Source organism: Sphingobium sufflavum, from assembly GCF_021403115.1.
Lineage (GTDB): Bacteria > Pseudomonadota > Alphaproteobacteria > Sphingomonadales > Sphingomonadaceae > Sphingobium > Sphingobium sufflavum.
Window position 1 is genome coordinate 163,646 of the sequence record NZ_JAJSSH010000007.1, and the last position, 13,346, is coordinate 176,991.

The 13,346-nt window shown below is 69.0% G+C and carries 11 protein-coding genes; 3 read left to right on the forward strand and 8 right to left on the reverse strand.

Features of this window, described 5'->3' with window-relative positions:
* Nucleotides 1-41: 41 nt before the first annotated feature.
* The 3 genes from LWE61_RS12060 to LWE61_RS12070 all read left to right on the forward strand — a co-directional run bounded on the left by LWE61_RS12060 (nucleotide 42) and on the right by LWE61_RS12070 (nucleotide 3,566).
* On the forward strand, nucleotides 42-911 hold the full coding sequence (locus LWE61_RS12060) for an NAD(P)-dependent oxidoreductase (protein ID WP_234150315.1): 870 nt from the start codon (nucleotides 42-44) through the stop codon (nucleotides 909-911).
* Nucleotides 912-1,071: 160 nt separating this feature from the next.
* Nucleotides 1,072-2,754, forward strand: a complete 1,683-nt coding sequence (locus LWE61_RS12065) for an amidohydrolase (RefSeq protein WP_234150316.1) — start codon at nucleotides 1,072-1,074, stop codon at nucleotides 2,752-2,754.
* Nucleotides 2,751-3,566, forward strand: coding sequence for a class I mannose-6-phosphate isomerase (locus tag LWE61_RS12070; protein ID WP_234150317.1), 816 nt, complete (start codon nucleotides 2,751-2,753; stop codon nucleotides 3,564-3,566). Before LWE61_RS12065 ends, LWE61_RS12070 begins: the two co-directional genes overlap by 4 nt.
* A gap of 58 nt (nucleotides 3,567-3,624) precedes the next feature.
* Here LWE61_RS12070 and LWE61_RS12075 read toward each other — a convergent pair whose 3' ends face one another.
* The 8 genes from LWE61_RS12075 to LWE61_RS12110 form a co-directional block, all read right to left on the reverse strand.
* Nucleotides 3,625-5,412 (reverse strand): MFS transporter, encoded by a 1,788-nt coding sequence (locus tag LWE61_RS12075; protein ID WP_234150318.1) that lies wholly within the window; start codon nucleotides 5,410-5,412, stop codon nucleotides 3,625-3,627.
* Nucleotides 5,399-6,193 carry an FkbM family methyltransferase gene (locus tag LWE61_RS12080; protein ID WP_234150319.1) on the reverse strand — a complete coding sequence of 265 codons (795 nt, stop codon included), beginning with the start codon at nucleotides 6,191-6,193 and terminating at the stop codon, nucleotides 5,399-5,401. The genes LWE61_RS12075 and LWE61_RS12080 overlap by 14 nt, the downstream gene beginning before the upstream one ends.
* Before the next feature lie 16 nt (nucleotides 6,194-6,209).
* Nucleotides 6,210-7,364, reverse strand: a complete 1,155-nt coding sequence (locus tag LWE61_RS12085) for a glycosyltransferase family 4 protein (protein WP_234150320.1) — start codon at nucleotides 7,362-7,364, stop codon at nucleotides 6,210-6,212.
* Nucleotides 7,361-8,710: a hypothetical protein gene (locus LWE61_RS12090; protein WP_234150321.1), complete on the reverse strand. Its 1,350-nt coding sequence runs from the start codon at nucleotides 8,708-8,710 to the stop codon at nucleotides 7,361-7,363. The genes LWE61_RS12085 and LWE61_RS12090 overlap by 4 nt, the downstream gene beginning before the upstream one ends.
* Nucleotides 8,707-9,441 (reverse strand): class I SAM-dependent methyltransferase, encoded by a 735-nt coding sequence (locus LWE61_RS12095; protein ID WP_234150322.1) that lies wholly within the window; start codon nucleotides 9,439-9,441, stop codon nucleotides 8,707-8,709. The genes LWE61_RS12090 and LWE61_RS12095 overlap by 4 nt, the downstream gene beginning before the upstream one ends.
* Entirely contained in the window at nucleotides 9,438-10,619 is a 1,182-nt protein-coding gene (locus tag LWE61_RS12100) for a glycosyltransferase (RefSeq protein WP_234150323.1), read from the reverse strand. Before LWE61_RS12100 ends, LWE61_RS12095 begins: the two co-directional genes overlap by 4 nt.
* A gap of 27 nt (nucleotides 10,620-10,646) precedes the next feature.
* Nucleotides 10,647-12,017, reverse strand: coding sequence for an exopolysaccharide biosynthesis polyprenyl glycosylphosphotransferase (locus LWE61_RS12105; RefSeq protein ID WP_234150324.1), 1,371 nt, complete (start codon nucleotides 12,015-12,017; stop codon nucleotides 10,647-10,649).
* 566 nt (nucleotides 12,018-12,583) lie between these two features.
* Nucleotides 12,584-13,333: a sulfite exporter TauE/SafE family protein gene (locus tag LWE61_RS12110; RefSeq protein WP_234150397.1), complete on the reverse strand. Its 750-nt coding sequence runs from the start codon at nucleotides 13,331-13,333 to the stop codon at nucleotides 12,584-12,586.
* Between the last annotated feature and the right edge of the window lie 13 nt (nucleotides 13,334-13,346).

Consider the following 13,346-nt stretch of genomic DNA (forward strand, 5'->3'; position numbering starts at 1 on the left):
CCCATCTGGCAATCCTATGAAACAGGCTCTATGCCCGCCCAATGGCAAAAATCGCGTTTATCGGTCTTGGGGTGATGGGGGGTCCGGTTGCGGGCCATCTGGCAGCGGCAGGGCATGAGCTTTCGGTCTACAACCGCTCCATGGGCAAGGCAAAAGCATGGGTGGAGCGCCACGGCGGCACCGCCAGCATCAGCCCGGCACAGGCGGCGGAGGAGGCGGACATCGTCATCACCTGCGTCGGCACGGACGACGACCTGTCGGCGGTGACGCTGGGCCGCGACGGCGCGTTCCGCACCCTGCGCGCGGGCGGCCTGTTCATCGACCACACCACCGTTTCCGCCAGGATCGCCCGGCAATTGTTCGTGGAGGGCGAGAGCCGCGGCATCCATTGCGTCGACGCCCCCGTTTCCGGCGGGCAGTCGGGCGCGGAGAATGGCCGCCTCTCCATCATGTGCGGGGGCGAGGCGCCCGCGGTGGAGGCCGCGCGCATCGTGATGCAAAATTACGCTGCCCGCATCGTGCATGTCGGCGCGGCGGGCGCGGGCCAGACGACCAAGATGGTCAACCAGATCTGCATCGCGGGCGTGCTTCAGGGCGTGTCGGAGGCGCTGCGGTTCGCTCAGGCCTCCCACCTCGACCTCGACGCGGTGTTCGAGGCGATTTCCGGCGGCGCGGCGCAAAGCTGGCAGATGGAAAATCGCTGGAAGAGCATGGCGGAGGATCGCTTCGACTTCGGCTTCGCCGTGGACTGGATGCGCAAGGATCTCGGCCTGGCGCTGGACGAGGCGCGGGTGAATGGCGCGACCTTGCCGCTCGCCGCGCTGGTCGATCAATATTACGCCGATGTTCAGGCGATGGGCGGCGCAAAGCAGGACACCAGCGCCCTCGTCCGCCGCATTGCCAAGCGATGAGCATGGGCACCGCCCTCCTCCGCCGTCCCGCCCCCTGCGCGCCACGCCGCCCGGTCCCTGCAAAGGCCGGGGCCTGACGTCATGACCTGCCCGCTCGCCCTGCTCTCCTGCCCCTGCGGGCGCATGGCCTCCATCGGTCGATAGGCACCCGTTCCAGTCCATGATGCGCTTCCCCCGAACCTTCGCGGCGCTGTCCGCGCCTCTCCTGACATTGGCGCTCGCCTGCGCCCTGCCGACGACGGCGGGGGCCAGCGGCCTGATCGACAATGTCAATGGCATCACCACCGGCCTCGACGGCCGCATCATCCGCTTCGGCGGCCTGCTGGTGGACAAGGACGGCAAGGTGGAGCGTCGCCTGCTCCAGGGCGAGAAACTGCCCAAGAAGCAGCCGCTCGACTTCCGCCTGGATGGCAAGGGGATGACGCTGATCCCCGGCTTCGTCGATGCCCGCGCGGACGTGATGCGGCTTGCGATCAGCCTCCTCTCGCTCGACCTCAGCGACGCCACCTCCCCGGATGACGCCGCCGCGCGCGTCGCCACCTATGCGGCGGAGGGGCGGCGCTGGATCTTGGGCTTTGGCTGGGACGCCGTCCGCTGGCCCGCCGGCTCCACCCCCACCGCCGCACGGCTCGACCGGACCGTGGCGGACACGCCCGTCTGGCTGGTCGACGCCAGCGGGGAACAGGGCTGGGCCAACAGCGCCGCGCTGAAACTCGCCGGGATCACCGCCGCCACACCGCAACCCGCCGGGGGCCACATCGTGATGGCGGGCGGCAAGCCCAGCGGCCTGCTGACCGGCAGCGCCATGGAGCTGATCGAAAAGATCGTGCCCCGTCCCGCGCCCAAGGATCTCGACGCCGCCTTTCTGAAGGCGCAGGCCGCCTATCTGGCACGCGGCATCACCGCCGTCGGCGACATGGGCACCAGCATGACCGACTGGCAGACATGGCGGCGCGCGGGCGACCGGGATTCGCTGCGCCTGCGGATCATCGGCTATGCCAGCGCGATCGACGACCTGCCCCTGATCGCGGGACCGCAGCCGACGCCATGGCTTTATGCGGGTCGCCTGCGCCTCGCCGGTATCAGCCTTCCGATCGACGGGTCGCTCGGCGTCCGCCGCGCGTGGCTGTCCGCCCCCTATGCCGATGCGCCGGGGGTCAGCGGCGACATGCTGCTGGGCGACACCCGCCTGCGCAACCAGATGAGCCGCGCGGCCATGGACGGCTTCCAGATCGTCCTCGCGGCCCATGGCGACCGCGCGACAAAGGAAGCCGCCGACGCCATTGCGGAGATGGGCGGCTCCTATCTCTCCCGCGGGCGCTGGCGCATCGACGGTGCGGACCTTGCCGCCGCCGCCGACCTCACCGGCCTGCCCGCCGACCGGCTCAGCCTGACCGTCAGCCCCGCATCCATCGCGGATGGCGGTGCGCTGGCCCGTGAGCGGCTGGGCGCGCGGGCCGATGGCCGCGCCTATGGCTGGAAGGACATCGTGGGCCGACAGGTCGGCCTCGCCTTCGCCGGGCAAGGCCCCTTCACCCCCCTCTCCCCGCTGGAGGCGATCCGCCTCGCTATCACGCGCGAGACGGTGGCCGGGCAGCCCTTTGGCGGTTGGCGCGGCGACCAGCGGCTGAGCTTTGCCGAGGCATTTCGCGCCGTCACGGCAGGCGGTGCGGACGCACTGGGCGCGGAGGGGCGTTTCGGCCGCCTCGCCCCCGGCGAATCCGCCGATTTCCTCCTCCTCGACCGCGACATCGAACTGGCCCAGCCTGCGGACATCCCCCGCATCAAACTGCTGGAGACATGGATCGGCGGGCAGAAGATCCTGTTGGACACCAAACGGTGACAGCCCGCCGGCTTGCCACCAAATATGTCGAGAAACCATGGGGCAGCGACCATCTGCCGCCGCTGTTCCCCGACGCCCATGGTCAGCGGATCGGCGAGGTCTGGTTCGACGGCCCGCCCGGCGAGCACCCCGCGCTGCTCGTCAAATATATCTTCACCAGCGAACGCCTGTCCATTCAGGTGCATCCGACCGACGCCCAGCGCCACGACCTCGGCCTGCCCAGCGGCAAGACGGAATGTTGGTACATATTGGATGCAGAGCCGGACGCCCGGCTCGGCCTCGGCACGCTCGCGCCCCTGTCCGGCGACGCCCTGCGCGCCGCCGCGCTCGACGGTTCCATCCAGCGGTTGATGGACTGGAAGCCCGCCCGCCCCGGCGACTTCTTCTTCGTGCCCGCCGGGACCGTCCACGCCATCGGCGCGGGCATAACGCTGGTCGAGGTTCAGCAAAATGTCGACGTGACCTATCGCCTCTACGACTATGGCCGCCCGCGCGAACTGCATCTGGACGATGGCGTGGCGGTCAGCGTCGCGGAACCCTATCGCCGCGCCGCGCCCAATCTGGCGGCGGTCGGCGCGGCGGACCTGCTCGACCGGTGGGAAGCGCCCTTCAGCCTCATCCTGCGCAGCCATGATGCGGGCGACGGCGCCACTATCGGCACGGCGGGCCAACCCGGCTGGTTCGTCCCGCTGACCGGCACCGGCACGCTGAACGGCCAGCCATGGGAGGCCGGGGAATGTTGGCTGCTCGACGGCCAGGCCGCACTGGCCTGCACCGCCCCCACCCGGACGCTGATCGCGACGATCCCCTGATGATCGCTTCGTCATTGCGAACGGAGCTAAGCGATCCCTGCACCGCGCCGCCCAGACTTCATCTATCCCCGATGCCGTCCACACCCGGCGTCGGCGCAATCACCGGCCGTCCGCACTTCAGCCTGTCCAGTTCCGCGCGCAGCCCATCCAGCCGTTCCGAATCGCCGCCCTGCGGATTGACCGCATGCACGCCCAGCGCCCAGAATTGCCCATGGTCCATCACCGCAACCCGGTGCGTCGCGCACAGCGCCTGCACCTCCTCCTCATCCATCATGCTCAGCGACAATATCGCCGGTCGCCCCAGCCGCCCTTGGTCGAAGCGCACCAGATCGGTCATGAAATAGCCGCCGCGCAGGTCCACCAGCACCGCATCCGCGCCACTCGCCCGCATCGCCGCCATGGTCCGCGCATAGGGCCGCACATGCTGCTGCGTCGTCCCCAGTTGCCATGCCGCCGCGACCAGCGTGATCGCGCATCCCGCCCAGACCAGCCGCAACGGCCGCTTGCCCTCCGGCGACAACAGGCTCCAGCCATAGCCCGCCAGCAGGCACAGCGCGCCCAGCGACCCGTGCATATAGCGAAAGCCCCAGCCATAGCCCTGATACAGCGCGGTCGCGAAGCCGATGCCCACCACGCCCCACAGCGGCAGCAGGATCGGCGGCTCGCGCAACCAGACGCGCAGCGACCATGGCAGCTTGCCCAGCGACAGCGCGCCCAGCGGCAGCAGCAGCGCGTTGTTCCACGCCATCAGCCGCCCGATGTTCAGCAGCGGCTGCCATTTGTCGAGCCGGTCGAACAGGCTGGCGACCTTGTCCTCCACCTCCGGCGCGCCGCGCGCGGCCCCGCCCAGCGGCGGGCCGAGCAGATGGGCGAGCAGCATCGGCCACAGCTTGGCCCAGATCACCACCGCCGCCCCCAGCGCGCCCGTCTGCACCAGCGCCGTCTTCCACCGCCCGCGCCAGAACAGCCACAGGATGAAGGGCGCGGCGAACAGGATCGGGAAATGCCATTGGTGCAGGCCCGCCGCCAGCACCAGCACCACCGCCGCCAGAGCGCCCCGCACCCGTCCCCCGCGCAGGATCAGCGCCAGCCACACCATGTTCAGCGCGAAATGGCTGGTCATCGCATAGGGGGTCATGGCGGTGGCGATCAGTTGCACCGACGTCAGCGCCAGGATCATCACCACCGCGCGCACATCCGCCCGGCGCGGGAACAGCGTCCGCGCCGCATCCCACAACGCCACCAGACCCACCCCCAGCATCACCGGGGCGGCGAGGTCGCCATCGCCCAGCGCCACGAACAGCGCCCGGATCGCGGCGTGCACAGGCAGGTAGATGGACGTCCACACCGTCCCCGCGCCATAGGGGCTGTAGAATTCCGGCATCATCGCGCGCGCATGGGGCATCCATTCCGCCGGGATCGGCCAGCCGATCCGCCCCTGCGCCAGATAGGCGCCCGCCAGCTCCACCATCACCTCGTCGCGCGACGGGCTATAGGCGTGAAAGATCAGGTCGCGCCCCAACCGCGCCGCGACGATGGCGACGACGATGGTCCCCGCAATGCCCCAGCGCGACGGCACGGCGGGCGGCCGCACCCCGCTGCGCCGGTCGAGCGGGATGAGCGCGAGGAGGCCCACGGCCAGCCCGATCAGCACCGGCATGTCCTGCCTCAGGAACAGATAGTCGGGCAGCGGCACGAACCGGTCCGGCGCGATATGCCAGCCCCATGTCGCCGCGTCCCAGATCAGGTAGAAGATCGCGCCCGCCAGCAGCATCGGCCACGCCGCCGGGCCACGCCCCCCGCCCGCGTTCAGCGACCGCCCGATGACGCCGTCACGCCCCGGCATGGACTGGACCGCCCCCCGCCAGCAGGTTGTCCCGCACGAACAGGCCGTCCATTTCCACCAGCAGGGGGAAATGCCCCTTGTTGTTGGCGAAGAAGGCGTTGGGCGCAAAGCCCGCCTCCGCCAGCAGGTCGATCATGTCGCGATAGACGGTCGCCCCGGCATAGAGCGGGCGCACCGCCAGTTCGGTCTGCACGCCCGCCATCAGGCGCAGGATCGGCCCCGCCCCCGTGCAGACGGATCGGTCATGCCCCTGCGTGTCCATCTTCAGGAAGGGGCGCAGGCTGCCGTGCTGCGCCGCCAGTTCCGGCCACAGCCCGTCCAGCCGCCGCGTCACCACATCCACCGTCTGCGTCACCGCGTTGCGGCTCTGGAAAATCGCGTCCTGCTGCGCCACCGGGGCGTTGAGCGAACTGAACTGGTCCGCCGCCATGATGTTGAACGCGGCGGTGCCGTCGCTGTCCGACAGGGCGATGTTGTGGACATGCCAGTTTCCGTCCTTCGCCGCCCGCCGCTCCAGCGCGACAAAGACCGCCGGGTTCGGCTCGAACGACAGGATCGTGCCCTTGAAGCCAACATCCCGGCGCAGCATCGTCGCATATTGCCCCGCGTTCGCGCCCACGTCGATCACGCAGTCCACGCGGAAATGCGCCAGAAAGCGGCGCAGCGCCACTATCTCGGGATATTGATGCTGCCGTCCGGCCAGACCCAGCCGCACCGCCAGCCAGCGGTCGCCCAGCTCACGGGCGTATCGTCCGCTGCCGCCCTGATCCCGACCGCTCATGCCATCATCCCCCCGGTCATCCTTCACGCCCCCACGCCGCTTCGATCGCGCGGTCATAGACCACAGCGGTCAGCGCCGCCGCCTCGTCCCAATTGCCCAATGTCGCGCCCAGCGCCAGCGCGGCCCGCGCTCCGGCCTCACGCGCCTGCGCCGACCGGACCAGCGGACGCAGGCCATCGGCCAGCGCGCCCGCGTCGCCCGCCGTCACCCGTGTCGCCGCGCCCTCCGGCAACCGGGCGAACATGCCGCTCTCGCTCGTAATCATCGCCGCGCCATAATGGCAAGCGGACAGAAAGGCACCGCTGGAATCGATATGCCGGTACGGAAAGGCAATAATATCCGCCCGGCGCAGATGCGCGTCCAGCCGCGGCTCGGTCAGGAAGCCGAGGTCGAGGATCAGCCGGTTGCCGAACCCTGCCGCCCGCACCCGCTCCACCAGCGCGTCGATGGCCATGAACGGCTGCCCCGCCACCGCCAAATCGAAATCAGTACCCTCGCCCCACAGGGTCAGCGCGGCCTCGACCAGCAGGTCGAACCCCTTGTACGGCTTGATCGTCCCGAAGAAGAGGATGCGCGGGCGCGGCGACGGCGGCACGGCGGCCAGCATCCGCTCGTCCGCGCGCGCCAGATGCATCGGCGGATGCGGCACGATGGCGACCGGCACCGTAATCCCCCGCTCCTCCAGCACCGCCCGCGTCTCCTCGCCATGCACGATCAGCGCGTCGAAACGGCGCAGCAGGTCGAAATAGCCGCTGCCCTGCATCGCCTCCTTCGCGCCGTCGCCATGGAAGGGCTTGGCGTTGTGGACGGTGTGGACCAGCGCATGGCGCGGCGACAGTCGCCGCAACCAGTGCGCGTCCGCCCATGCAAAGGGCAGCCACTGCCAGTGGACCACCTGCGCGCCCGCGAACAAGGCCCGCGACCCTGCCAGCGCGCTGCCCAGATATTCGGCCGCCTTCGCCCCCTGCTTCGCCTTGCCGCCACCGGGCAGCGCCTCGCTGAACCGGAAGAATCGCGGCGCATAGGCATAGCCCTGCGGCACGATCGCATCGGTCGCGCGCAGCGGCCTGCCCGCCAGCGTCACCGCATGGCCCGCCCGTGCAAGGCCACCGCACAACCCGTCGTCATAGCGACCGGTGAACAGCGACGGGTCTGCCATGATGATCTTCATGCCCGCACCATCCCTCTCAGCAACTGCCCGTGCCGCAGCCCCAGCGCGACATGCACCCCGGCATAGAGGATGGCGAAGCACAGCGCGAACGGCTCCCCCGTCACCCGCGCCGCCCATGCCGCCCCGGCAACGCTCGCCAGCGACAGGATCAGGAACGCCACCGATGTCGGCAACAGCGCCCCGAACCGCCCCACCCCATTGTGCACGAAGGTGGAGACGCACAGCATCGCCAGCCCGCACAGCAACACCGCCAGCGCCACCAATTCCGCCAGCGTCAGCACCGCCTTGCCATCGAACAGCACGCCCGACAGCCGCCCGCCGAGGATCAGCAGAACCAGCCCCAGCGCCCCCGCCGCGCCCAGCGCCAGCCAGCGGATTCGCCCGATCAGCTCGCGCACCCGCGCCGTCCGCCCCTCATGCCATGCCGCCGTCAGGCGGGGCAGCGCGGCCTCCGTCAGGGCGCGGATCACCGCCGTCAGCGCGCGGCTGATCTTGTAGATGAAATCGAACACCAGCAACGGCCTCGGATCGTTCGTCACCATCGCAATGCCGAAATAGGGCGCGGTATAGGCCGCGACATCGGACAGGGTCAGCGCCATCGTCGTGCCCATGTCGCGCATATAGGTGCGCCACACCACGGCCATCTCCACCCCGCGCAACCACCAGTCGGCCCCGCGCATCCCCGTCGACGCATGGATCACCGCCAGCCCGATGGCCAGCCCCGCCGCCGCCAGCCCGATCTGCACGAACACCGACCACAGGATGGGCAGGCCGACCAGCGCCAGCAGCAGGACCAGCAGCGACAGCCCCCGCCGCACCGCATCGACCAGCTCCCACAACAGATTATGGTCCAGCGCCGCCATCGCCCGCTTGACCAATATGCCAAAGATATTGGCGGCGGTCAGCAGGTAGAAGGCCAGGAACAGCCCCGGCCGTTCCGTCGGGATATGCCCCGTCACGATCCCCCCGCCGATCAGCAGCGCCCCCGTCAGCACCACCGCCATCATGAAGGCCAGCAGCACCGCCATGTCGCGCGGGTGGAAATCGCCGCCGTCCCCTGTCGCCGCGCTCGCTCCCTCCAGCCGGAACCGCCGCAACCGCGCATAGATGATGCCGGAAAAGCCGAAATCGGCGGAAACGGTGAAATTGGCGAAGGCGACCAGCAGCAGGAACGCCCGAAATTCCGCGATGGGCAGCAACCGCACAAAGACGAAGGTGACGGCAAAGCCCCAGGACATCGCCAGCCCGACATTGGCCAGTTTCAGCGCGGCCAGCGCCCGCGGGTCATGTTCCAGCCTGCCGATGGGCGCCCATAGCGAGCGCACTCCGGCGTATCGGTCCGTCACCGCCGCGCCCGGAACAGCACGTCGTCGATGGCCATGGTCGCCACGTCGCCCGGCGGCAGGTCGCGCGCCGCGATCACCTCCACGCTCAGGCCGGCGGTGGCGATGCGCTCGGCAAAGTCCAGCCCATATTGCCGCACATGGTCCCACTGGCCGAAGCGGCGCTCCCGCTCCCTCCCCGACAGGTCCATCGCGCCATCCTCGCTGGGCTTGGCCCACAGCGGCACGATCAGCCACGCCTCCCCACCGGGCTTCAGAGAGCGGGCGATGTTGGACAGAACCCGCGCATCGTCCGGCACATGCTCCATCACATGGCTGGCGTAGATGCGGTCGAAGCGCGCCTCATGCTCCAGTTCCATCAGGTCCACCCGCTGCATCCCCGGCACCGTATAGCGCGACGGGTCGATGTCGGCGGGCACATAGTCGCCCGCGCCGCTGCGGAACCGCTCGACCAGACTGCCCTCGTTGGGCGCGCAATGCAGCACCGCGCCACCCGGCGGCAGCGCGATCGTGCCGCGATCGAGGAGATAGTGCATCAGCCGTTCGCGCGGGGAGGAACCGCACCGGGGGCACCCCCACGCCCGCGCCTCGCCATAGCGGAAGAAGCCCGGCACCGTCGCATGGCAGGCCGGGCAGCCATAGGCGCCCTTCTCCCCCGCCGCCATCCGCAGGCGCAGCGCGGCACGGGTCAGATGCTTGCCCGCCGCCTTGGCCACACGTTGCGCGGTAATCATGCTTCCGGCCCCTTCCCCACAGGCAGATTCTCCATCCGCGGCGCGTCCATCCGCGACTTCGCCGGTTGCCAGAGCGTGAAGTCCCGCCCCCGCGCCGCCAGCATGATCCCCCGCATCGTCGCGCCATAGGCCAGCACGATGTCGGTCAGCGATGCCAGCATCCCCGTCCGCTTGCCATAGCCCATCGACAGCAGCCCGCAACCGAACAGGAATATGCCCACAGCGCCCAGCGGATGCCATTGCCACAGCAGGACCAGCGCCGCGATGCCGCCCGTCGCCATCCACAGCGCCCCGAACCAGCGCACGATCTTGCGCGACGCGTATTTGAAGCGGTCGATGCCCGCCATCCGCCGCAACTGGGGCCGCAGATAGCGATGCGTGTGCCAGGCCCGCGCCGCGATCCGCACCTTGCGCCGCATCTCGTCCTCACGCTTGCCGACCATCATCTCGCGCGCGACGACATCCTTCGCCTTGATGAGGCGACGCCCGGCGAACACCACGCTCATCGACACGACCAGATCGTCCAGCACGCTGTCCGGGAAATCGGGGTAGAGTTCGCGCCGGATGGAGAAGATGGAGCCGTCCGCGCCCATCACATTGCCGCTGCGCGATTCCCGGTCCTTCAACCCTTCCTCGATCCGCCAGTACAGCCCGCCGACCTGCGCGGAGGAACTCGCCCCCTCGCCGTCATAGACCAGCGATCCCAGAACGCCGCCGATCAGCGGGTCGGCGTAATAGGCGAGCAGCCGCGCCACCGCATCCTCCGCCAGCGTCACATTGGCGTCGGTGAAGATGATGACATCGCCCCGCGCCCGCGCCGCCAGCGTCTTCATGCCGCGCGCCTTGCCCGCGCGCCCCGGCCCGTGCACCGGCGTCAAAATATCCGCCGCCGCGTCGAGCAGCGCCGCCGTCCCGTCCGCCGACCCGTCATTATAGGCGAGGATCTCCAGCGCCGGATGCCGGGCCTTGAGCGCGCGCAGATTGGCGATCTTGTCCGGCAGCGACGCCGCCTCATTATAGGCGCAGAAGACCAGCGTGGCGGACGGCAGCGCCTCGCCCCGCATCGGGCGCATCACCGGCCGCTCCTGCAACCGACCCAGTATCGCGGGATAGACGACGAACGGCCACAGCAGCAGCAGGATGCTGAGCAACAGCATGACAATGGCGGCGGCGATCATCGCGCAGCCCACGCCCCGACCCGCATCTCAGAACGCATTGTCATGCGCCAGCACGCGCAGCGTCGCCGCGATGATGCCCAGATCGCGCCAGATCGACCAGTTGGTGACATATTCCAGATCGGATTGCAGGCGATTGACCAGGTCCTCATGCTTGTCGGTGGGGCCTCTGTGCCCCCGCACCTGCGCGAGGCCGGTCATGCCCGGCTTGATGCAGTGACGCGCCCAATAGCGATGATCGACTTCCCAGTACAGGCTGTCGGCGGCCTTTGCGGCGGGCGCGTGCGGACGCGGGCCGACGATGCTCATGTCGCCGATCAACACGTTGAAAAGCTGGGGCAGTTCGTCGATGCTGGTGCGGCGCAATATGTCGCCGATCCGGGTCACGCGCGGGTCGTTCTTCTGGGTGAGCTGGTTCGCCGCCGCGTCCGCCATGCCATGGTGCATGGTGCGGAATTTCAGGATCATGAAGGGCGCGGCGTCCCGGCCCAGCCGCGCCTGCCGGAACAGGATCGGCCCCGCGCCCGACACGCGCACCGCGATCGCCGCCACGATCAGCACCGGCGACAACAGGATGATCGCGGCGGCGCTCAGCACGATGTCCAGCAACCGCTTGAGCAGCCGGTCGCGGAACGCCAGCGGGCCGGACGCGACCACGATGGTCGGATGATCCTCGAACGCGCCGATCTTGGCCGGGGCCAGCCGGCGCAGTTCGGGCAGCAATATCTCCGCCTTGGCCGACAGGGAGGCCAGCGCGATGCCCCAGGCGTCCACCCGGTCCGCCGCGCAGGACACCACCACCCGCTCCGCCGTGCCGACCAGCGCCGCCAGCCGCGCCGCCGTCGCCGCGTCATGGCAGGTGGGGTCCAGCCCCGCCGCCCGTGCGTCCACCACATCCACCACCTCGGCCAGGCTGGACGCGTCGAACGGCTCGCCATCCTCGATCAGGACGGTCAGGTGCGGCGTCTCGCCCACCACCGCGCGCGCCATGCTGTCCGCCAGCCCGCGCGCCCAGACCAGACCGCCAGCGCCCAGAAACAGCCCGACCGCAAAGGTCAGGCGCGACAGCCGCTCCGCAATCTTGCCGAAATAGACGATCAGCAGCATCAGCATCGCCGCCTGCCCCAGCGCGAACAGCGCCTTCCACGCCGTCTGCCGCCGCCGCCCGATGGCGTGAAAGCCATAGACGCCGCCATGCACCGCCAGCAGGATATAGACCGGCGCGATCATCGCGAACATGACGAGGCCGTGCGGCTTGCCCGGCTGTCCCTGAAAATTGCCCAGCACCAGATAATTGGCGAGCGCGAACGCCACCGCCAGCACGGCGATGTCCACCATGATCGACAGGATATAGAGGCGAAACCGCGCCGCTTCCCGCGAATATGCCTTGGGGCCGCTCATCCCCCGCGCGCCTATGCCTGTGCGGGCCAAGCGTCAACGGGGATATGATGACGCGGGTGGATTTGGGCGGCGGATGCGGGACCAGGTCGGTCGATCCATGCCGGTTGACGGCGCTCTGTCAGCCGTCATTGTCTGGGATATATTCCGGGAACCTTGCCGCTTAGGCTCATTCTGGTTCCGATCGACATTTCTCAGGCGAAGAGGCCGGCGTTTGAGGCGTATGAAGCCCCGGCGCTCGCCTTACTCGGAAATCACGGCGCCACGCTCGTGGAGCGGCTGCGTTCGACGGATGAAAGACGTGCAGTGCATTGGCTGGACTTTCCCGACCTCGGATCTCTGGATGCGTTCCGCGCCGATCCGGCGCGCGCCGCGCTTCAGGATCTTTGGTTGCAATGTGGCGCTTCGTCCAGCCTCGGCGAGGTCCGGCGCGTGACGGGGCATAGCGGTTACGACGGCGTTACGGCGGCGGCTCAACGATAGCAGACCCTCCGCGCCCCACCCTTCGTCATGGCGAGCGGAGCGAAGCCATCCACCAGGGCGCGCCGCTTATCTCCGGCACCCGCCCCTCAAACCAGCGCGCTCACCAGCAGCTTGCCGCCCAGCAGCACCATCAGCGCATAGATCAGCCGATAGAAATTTGCCCCGTCGACCCGCCGCACCAACTTCACACCCGCCAGCGTCGACAGGAAAGCGACCGGCATCAGCACCAGCGACGCCTTCAGCGACGCGGGCGTGAACTGGCCCAGCGCATAATAGGTTGGCACCTTGATCCAGTTCATCACCGCAAAGGCGATGGCGCTGGTCCCCACCAGCGTATCGCGCGGCAGACGGCGGGGCAGCACCCACATCTGAAACGGCGGTGCGCCCGCATGGGCGATCTGGCTGGCAAAACCGGACACGGTGCCCAGCAACGTGCCGATCCACTTGGGCGAATTGGACGGCAGCACGACCGCCCCGTCCCGCTCCGCCCACAATCTGTGCAAGCCAAACAGTATGGAGATAGCGCCCAGCGTGCCCAAAATCGCGGATTCCGAAACGGCGGTGGAGTAGAGATAACCCAGCGCCACGCCCAGGATCATGCCCGGCATCATCACCACCATCACCGTCCGGTCCCAGCTATGCCGGAACGCCCACACGCCCACCGCATCCTGCGCGATCAGGATGGGCAGCAGGATGGCGGCGGCGTGCAGCGGGTCGATCCCCATCGCCATGATCGGCATGGACAGCGCGCCGATCCCCGAAAAACCGCCCTTCGCGAGGCCGGAGAGGATGACGGCGACGATGGCGCACAGATAATAGAGGACAGGGTCGGTCACGGCATCCGTTTCG

Excerpts from the sequence above, each read along its gene's own strand:
- LWE61_RS12060 (WP_234150315.1), top strand. The coding sequence starts at position 42 with ATGGCAAAAATCGCGTTTATCGGTCTTGGGGTGATGGGGGGTCCGGTT.
- LWE61_RS12065 (WP_234150316.1), top strand. The coding sequence starts at position 1,072 with ATGATGCGCTTCCCCCGAACCTTCGCGGCGCTGTCCGCGCCTCTCCTG.
- LWE61_RS12075 (WP_234150318.1), bottom strand. The coding sequence starts at position 5,412 with ATGCCGGGGCGTGACGGCGTCATCGGGCGGTCGCTGAACGCGGGCGGG.
- LWE61_RS12080 (WP_234150319.1), bottom strand. The coding sequence starts at position 6,193 with ATGAGCGGTCGGGATCAGGGCGGCAGCGGACGATACGCCCGTGAGCTG.
- LWE61_RS12085 (WP_234150320.1), bottom strand. The coding sequence starts at position 7,364 with ATGAAGATCATCATGGCAGACCCGTCGCTGTTCACCGGTCGCTATGAC.
- LWE61_RS12095 (WP_234150322.1), bottom strand. The coding sequence starts at position 9,441 with ATGATTACCGCGCAACGTGTGGCCAAGGCGGCGGGCAAGCATCTGACC.
- LWE61_RS12100 (WP_234150323.1), bottom strand. The coding sequence starts at position 10,619 with ATGATCGCCGCCGCCATTGTCATGCTGTTGCTCAGCATCCTGCTGCTG.
- LWE61_RS12105 (WP_234150324.1), bottom strand. The coding sequence starts at position 12,017 with ATGAGCGGCCCCAAGGCATATTCGCGGGAAGCGGCGCGGTTTCGCCTC.